Source organism: Alterinioella nitratireducens (assembly GCF_013155465.1).
In the GTDB taxonomy this organism is placed as follows: Bacteria; Pseudomonadota; Alphaproteobacteria; order Rhodobacterales; family Rhodobacteraceae; genus Alterinioella; species Alterinioella nitratireducens.
Genome location: NZ_JABJVX010000042.1, coordinates 1 through 4,875 on the forward strand (window position 1 = coordinate 1; position 4,875 = coordinate 4,875).

6 protein-coding genes are annotated in these 4,875 nt (G+C 66.4%); 1 reads left to right on the plus strand and 5 read right to left on the minus strand.

The genetic code is table 11. The features are described 5' to 3' along the window. The coding region (locus HNS34_RS20445) for a hypothetical protein (protein ID WP_214647565.1) at positions 1-275 on the plus strand (275 nt) is incomplete at its 5' end. A 6-nt stretch (positions 276-281) separates the two neighbouring features. Here HNS34_RS20445 and HNS34_RS20450 read toward each other — a convergent pair. From HNS34_RS20450 to pdhA, 5 genes are read right to left on the minus strand one after another with little or no spacing between them, the layout of a single operon-like run. Beyond that, positions 282-866, minus strand: a complete 585-nt coding sequence (locus tag HNS34_RS20450) for an HPF/RaiA family ribosome-associated protein (RefSeq protein ID WP_172321919.1) — start codon at positions 864-866, stop codon at positions 282-284. A gap of 48 nt (positions 867-914) precedes the next feature. After that, entirely contained in the window at positions 915-1,238 is a 324-nt protein-coding gene (locus tag HNS34_RS20455) for a rhodanese-like domain-containing protein (RefSeq protein ID WP_172321920.1), read from the minus strand. Between the two features lie 42 nt (positions 1,239-1,280). After that, positions 1,281-2,681, minus strand: coding sequence for a dihydrolipoamide acetyltransferase family protein (locus HNS34_RS20460; protein WP_172321921.1), 1,401 nt, complete (start codon positions 2,679-2,681; stop codon positions 1,281-1,283). A 14-nt stretch (positions 2,682-2,695) separates the two neighbouring features. Continuing rightward, the gene (locus HNS34_RS20465) at positions 2,696-3,685 is read right to left on the minus strand and encodes an alpha-ketoacid dehydrogenase subunit beta (RefSeq protein WP_172321922.1); all 990 of its coding nucleotides are present in this window, start codon (positions 3,683-3,685) and stop codon (positions 2,696-2,698) included. Then, entirely contained in the window at positions 3,678-4,769 is a 1,092-nt protein-coding gene (gene pdhA, locus HNS34_RS20470; protein WP_172321923.1) for a pyruvate dehydrogenase (acetyl-transferring) E1 component subunit alpha, read from the minus strand. Before pdhA ends, HNS34_RS20465 begins: the two co-directional genes overlap by 8 nt. Between the last annotated feature and the right edge of the window lie 106 nt (positions 4,770-4,875).

A 4,875-nucleotide genomic window follows, 5' to 3' on the forward strand; every position in this document is an offset into this window, starting at 1 on the left:
GGTTCGTCTCGGCCGCGCCCGGTCCGCGCGCGGCGCATGACCGGGATCGCGACGCGCAGGCCGTGATCTATCGAACGCGGGGGGACGGGCCGTGGCTGGCTGTTTGCGACGATCTGACCAGCATGCCCTACGCCCTGACCTATTGCGCTGGTCGCCTCTTTGCCGGGCTCGGCGATGGCCGCATCCTCGCCAGTGACGATGACGGCGACCGCTGGCAGGAATTGGACCTTGCCGGCGATCGCCTTGACCGAGTGCAGGCGCTGGTCGCGGTCTGAAGCGCGTCAGATTTCCTCGCGCCGCTCGGATTCGAGGCTGACCTCGCTGATCGGGCGGACCATCGAGGCCTGCGGACCCATCGCGCCCTCGCCCTCGGCCACGGTCAGTTCCACCGGCGATCCAACCGCAAGCGCGCCGAACCCCTCGTTCAGAACCGCATTGGGCGCGAAGTATATCTCCTGCCCGTCGCTCATCCGCACGAACCCGTATTCATCGAACTTCCGCACCACCACGCCCTGCGGCGGCCCGGAGAGGATCTTGGTCTCGCCGCGCATCTTCTGCGAATGCGCCTCCAGTCGCCGTTCCATCGCGTCGAAGGCATCGCGGATGGCAATGTTGGGGTCGAAGTGATCCTTGCGGTCGCCCGGATCGCCGCTGATGACGATCTCGCGTTCGGGCACCCGCACCTCGATGCGCAGGTGAAACTCCTTGCCGTGATGCTGGCTGCGATGGGGCCGTTCGACGACGATGTGACAACTGTTGATCCGGTTGAAATAGCGGTGCAGCTTGTCCACACGCTCGCGGATACGGTCCTCCAGCGCCTCGGATTTCTCGACATTGTGCCAGGCGATTTCCAGCGGGCTGTCCATTGCGGCTCTCCTTCTTTCGTTGCGCGTTCTGTTCCAGGTGGTGCCCTGTCATTCCGTCGGCAACCCGGCGGCGCGCCAATCCTCCTTGCCGGCCTCGTAGTCCAGGACATTGGTGAACCCGAGCTCCTCCAGCCTGCGGCCCGCACGCGGCGAGGCATCGCACTCCTCGTCCTTGCAAGAGACGATGACCTGATCGTCCTTTCGAGCGGCGGCTTGCGCGCGCTCGTCGAAATTTTCCGCGCCCGCGGGGATGTTGATTGCTCCGGGCAGGTGGTAATCGGCATAGCTTTCCGGCCCCAGAACCTCGATCAGGGTCATGTCCTCGCGGCCGTCGATCTTCTCCTTAAGCGCATCGCGGTCGGTGGTCTGCATGGGGGATCTCCTTTCCATTGTCAGGGGGGATGGCTGCGCGCCTCACGTCTCCAACGCCAGTGAGACAGGGTCGCGCAGGAGGCCGACGATCTCGTTCACGAAGCGCGCCGCATTGGCCCCGTCGATGGCGCGGTGATCGAAGGACAGCGCCAGCGGCAGGATCATGCGCGGCTCGACAATGGGCGGGCCGTCGGCGTCGAGATCGCTGGTGACTACCGCCTCGATCCGCGCGCGTCCAACGCCCAGGATCGCGGTTTGCGGCGGGTTGATCAGCGGCGCGAGGCCCCGCCCCCCGAACGCCCCGACATTGGTGATGGTGAATGTGCCGCCCGCGAGGTCGGATTTGCTCAGTTTCTGGTCCTTGGCCTTCTTCGCCAACGTCACGATCTCCTGGCCCAGGTCGCGTGCCGATTTGCGGTCGGCATCTTTCAGCACCGGCGTCACCAGTCCCCGGTCAGTGGCCGTGGCGATGGCGATGTTCCAGTATTTCCGCAAGATGATCTCGTCCGCCTCGCCGTCATAGACCGCGTTGAAGCGCGGATGGCGTTTCAGGACCGCGACCACCGTCTTGGCGATGATCGGCGTCAGCGACAGCCGGTCCGCCTCATCCTGGCGCCGCCGCCAAAGCTCCAACTCGGTGATGTCGGCGGCATCCTCATGCGACACATGCGGGATTTCCGACCAGGACCGGGTCATGGCGCGCGCGGTCGCGGCGCGGATGGCGCTGATCCGCTGGCGCTGCACCGGTCCGAACTCGTCGCTATCGGTCGCATCCTCGGCCTGCGTGCCCGCGCTGCGGGTTGCCTTGCGCACATCCTCGACCGTCACCTGCCCGTCCTTGCCGCTCGGCTCCAGATCGGCAAGCTCCACGCCCTTTTCACGTGCCAGCTTGCGGGCCGCAGGGGCTGCGCGCACCGGGGCCGCATCAGAGGGCTTGTCCGAGTCGCGATCCTTACCCGAGTCGCGCGCCGCCTCGTCGGTCTCGTCTGAACCGCCCTTGTCGGTGTCCTCCTCGTCCTCCGAGCGGTCTTTACCGGCGTCGCGCGCCTCCTCGTCGGCTTTGTCGTCCAACGAGACGTCCTCATCCACACCGGTCGCCGCTTCCTCATCCTGATCTTCGGGCGCGTCCTCCTCGCTGTCCGACCGCCCATCCGCCTCGGATGCTGTCTCTGCCTCATCCGGCGCGTCGTCATCCTCGGCCTCGGCATCATCCTCGACGACCATCAGCACATCGCCGACCGAGGCGGTATCGCCCTGGCCAACCCGGATCTCGGCGACTTTTCCGGCAAAGGGTGACGGAAGCTCGATCGCCGCCTTGTCGGATTCGACGGCCATCACCTCCTGCCCTTCGGAAATCTCGTCACCTTCGGACACCATGATTTCCAGGATTTCGACCTCGTGGATCCCTTCGCCGGGATCCTGCAGCTTGAATTCGTTTTTCATCGCGTCCTCCCGCTCTAATCCGCCATCATCGCGCGCGCCGCGCCCCTGATCCGGTCGACCGAGGGCAGGTAGGTCTGCTCGCGCGCGAAGAAGGGCACATGCACGTCCCATCCACAGACCCGCCGGATCGGCACGCGCAGGGCGTAGAACTCCTGTTCGATGACGCGCATGGCGATCTCACCGGCGGCGCCATAGCTCGGCGGCGCCTCGTTCACGATCAGAAGCCGCCCGGTCTGCCCGACCGATTTCGCAATCGTTTCGGCATCCAGCGGGGCGATGGTCTCGATGTCGATCACCTCGATGTCGATATCCTCCGCCGCCAGCGTCTCGGCGGCCTCCAGCGCGCGATGCAGCATCGCGCCGTAGGAGACCAGCGTCAGATCCTTGCCGCGCCGCACCACGCGCGAGGTGCCGATCTGCGCGGGCTCCGCATCGTCGGCTATCGGCTCGCGCATCTGGCGGTAGACTGCCTTGGGCTCCATGAAGATGACTGGGTCGGGGTCGCGGATGGCGGCGTGCAGCAGTGCATGGGCGCGGGCGGGGGTGGCCGGGATGACCGTTTTCAGCCCCGGCATATGGCCATAGAACACCTCGCGGCTTTCCGAGTGATGTTCCAGCGCCCGCACGCCCGCGCCGTAAGGCATGCGGATCACCAGCGGCACCGTATGCGCGCCGCGCGTGCGCCAGCGGATCCGGGCGGCGTGGTTCTCGATCTGGGCCAGCGCGTAATAACTGAAGCCCGAGAACTGCATCTCGGCAATGGGCCGCGCGCCATTCATCGCCATGCCGATGGCCAGCCCCACGATGCCCGACTCGGCCAGCGGCGTGTCGATCACGCGGGCCACGCCATAATCGTCGATCAGCCCCTCGGTGACGCGGAAGACGCCGCCATTGACGCCGACATCCTGGCCCATCACCGCGGTGGTGTCGTCCTCGGCCATCGCCTCGTGCAGGGCGCGGTTGATGGCGTCGACCATGGTCAGACCGTCGCTTGCATCAGTCATTGGCGGCCTCCTCCTGATCGGAAAATTCCTTGCGCTGGCGGCGCAGCGGCGCGGTGGGTTCTGCGAAGATGTGGTCGAACATCGCGGTGCCCGGCGTCTCCTCCAGCCTGGAAATGCGATCTTTGGCTTCCTTCCACGCGGCGTCGATCCGGTCGCGGATCTCCTCCTCCAACGCCTCCTGCATCGCATCGTCCAGCTGGCTGCGCGCGACCAGCAGCTTGCGCACCCGTTCGATGGGGTCGCGGTCCTGCCATTCTTCCACCTCGCCCTCGTCGCGGTAGCGGGTCGGGTCGTCGGCGGTGGTGTGGACCTCCATGCGGTAGGTCAGCGCCTCGATCATCGCGGGCTGTCCCTTGTCGCGGGCCAGCGCCACGGCTTCCTGCGTGACCTGCATCACCGCCAGCGCGTCATTGCCATCGACCTGTGCGGCCGGGATGCCATAGGCATGCGCCTTTTGGGCCAGCGTTTGCGAGGCCGTCTGGCGCGCGCGCGGGGTCGAGATGGCCCACCCGTTGTTCTGGCACAGGAACACGACCGGCGCCTCCAGCACCCCGGCGAAATTCAGGGCCTCGTGAAAATCGCCCTCCGAGGTGGCCCCGTCGCCGAAACAGGCCATGACAATGGCATCCTCGCCTCGCAGCCGTCCGGCATGGGCGATACCCGCCGCAATCGGCAGTTGCGAGGCGACCGGCACCGTGTCGGGCAATGTCCGCGCGCCCTCGGGCAGGTCGTTGCCCGCGTTCCAGCCCGCGAGGGTGACCAGCAGGTCGGCCATGTCGGCCCCGCGCCACAGCGCCGCGCCGGTCTCGCGGAAGGACGGCACCAGCCAGTCATCCTCGCGCAGGCAGGCCGCCGCGCCGATCTGCGCCGCCTCCTGCCCCTTGATCGGCGCGAAAGTGCCAAGCGCGCCCTGGCGTTGCAATTTCAGAAGCCGTTCGTCGAAGCGGCGGGCACAGAGCATCGTCTTGTAGATCTGCTCCAGCGTGCCGATGTCGATCTCGTCATCCTCCAGCAGCGTGCCATCGGGCGCGAGCGCTTCATGCGGTTCGAATTTCGGGTCGGGCCATGATAAATAGGCGGTCATCGGAGTCCTGTCCTTCTGATCGTCGGGACGTGACAGGGGGGAAGTCTCGCATCAGCCCCCTTGGTCCACTGATCCAACGCATGATCCGCGCCAACTGTTCCTGACC

Excerpts from the sequence above, each read along its gene's own strand:
- HNS34_RS20450 (WP_172321919.1), bottom strand. The coding sequence starts at position 866 with ATGGACAGCCCGCTGGAAATCGCCTGGCACAATGTCGAGAAATCCGAG.
- HNS34_RS20455 (WP_172321920.1), bottom strand. The coding sequence starts at position 1,238 with ATGCAGACCACCGACCGCGATGCGCTTAAGGAGAAGATCGACGGCCGC.
- HNS34_RS20460 (WP_172321921.1), bottom strand. The coding sequence starts at position 2,681 with ATGAAAAACGAATTCAAGCTGCAGGATCCCGGCGAAGGGATCCACGAG.
- HNS34_RS20465 (WP_172321922.1), bottom strand. The coding sequence starts at position 3,685 with ATGACTGATGCAAGCGACGGTCTGACCATGGTCGACGCCATCAACCGC.
- pdhA (WP_172321923.1), bottom strand. The coding sequence starts at position 4,769 with ATGACCGCCTATTTATCATGGCCCGACCCGAAATTCGAACCGCATGAA.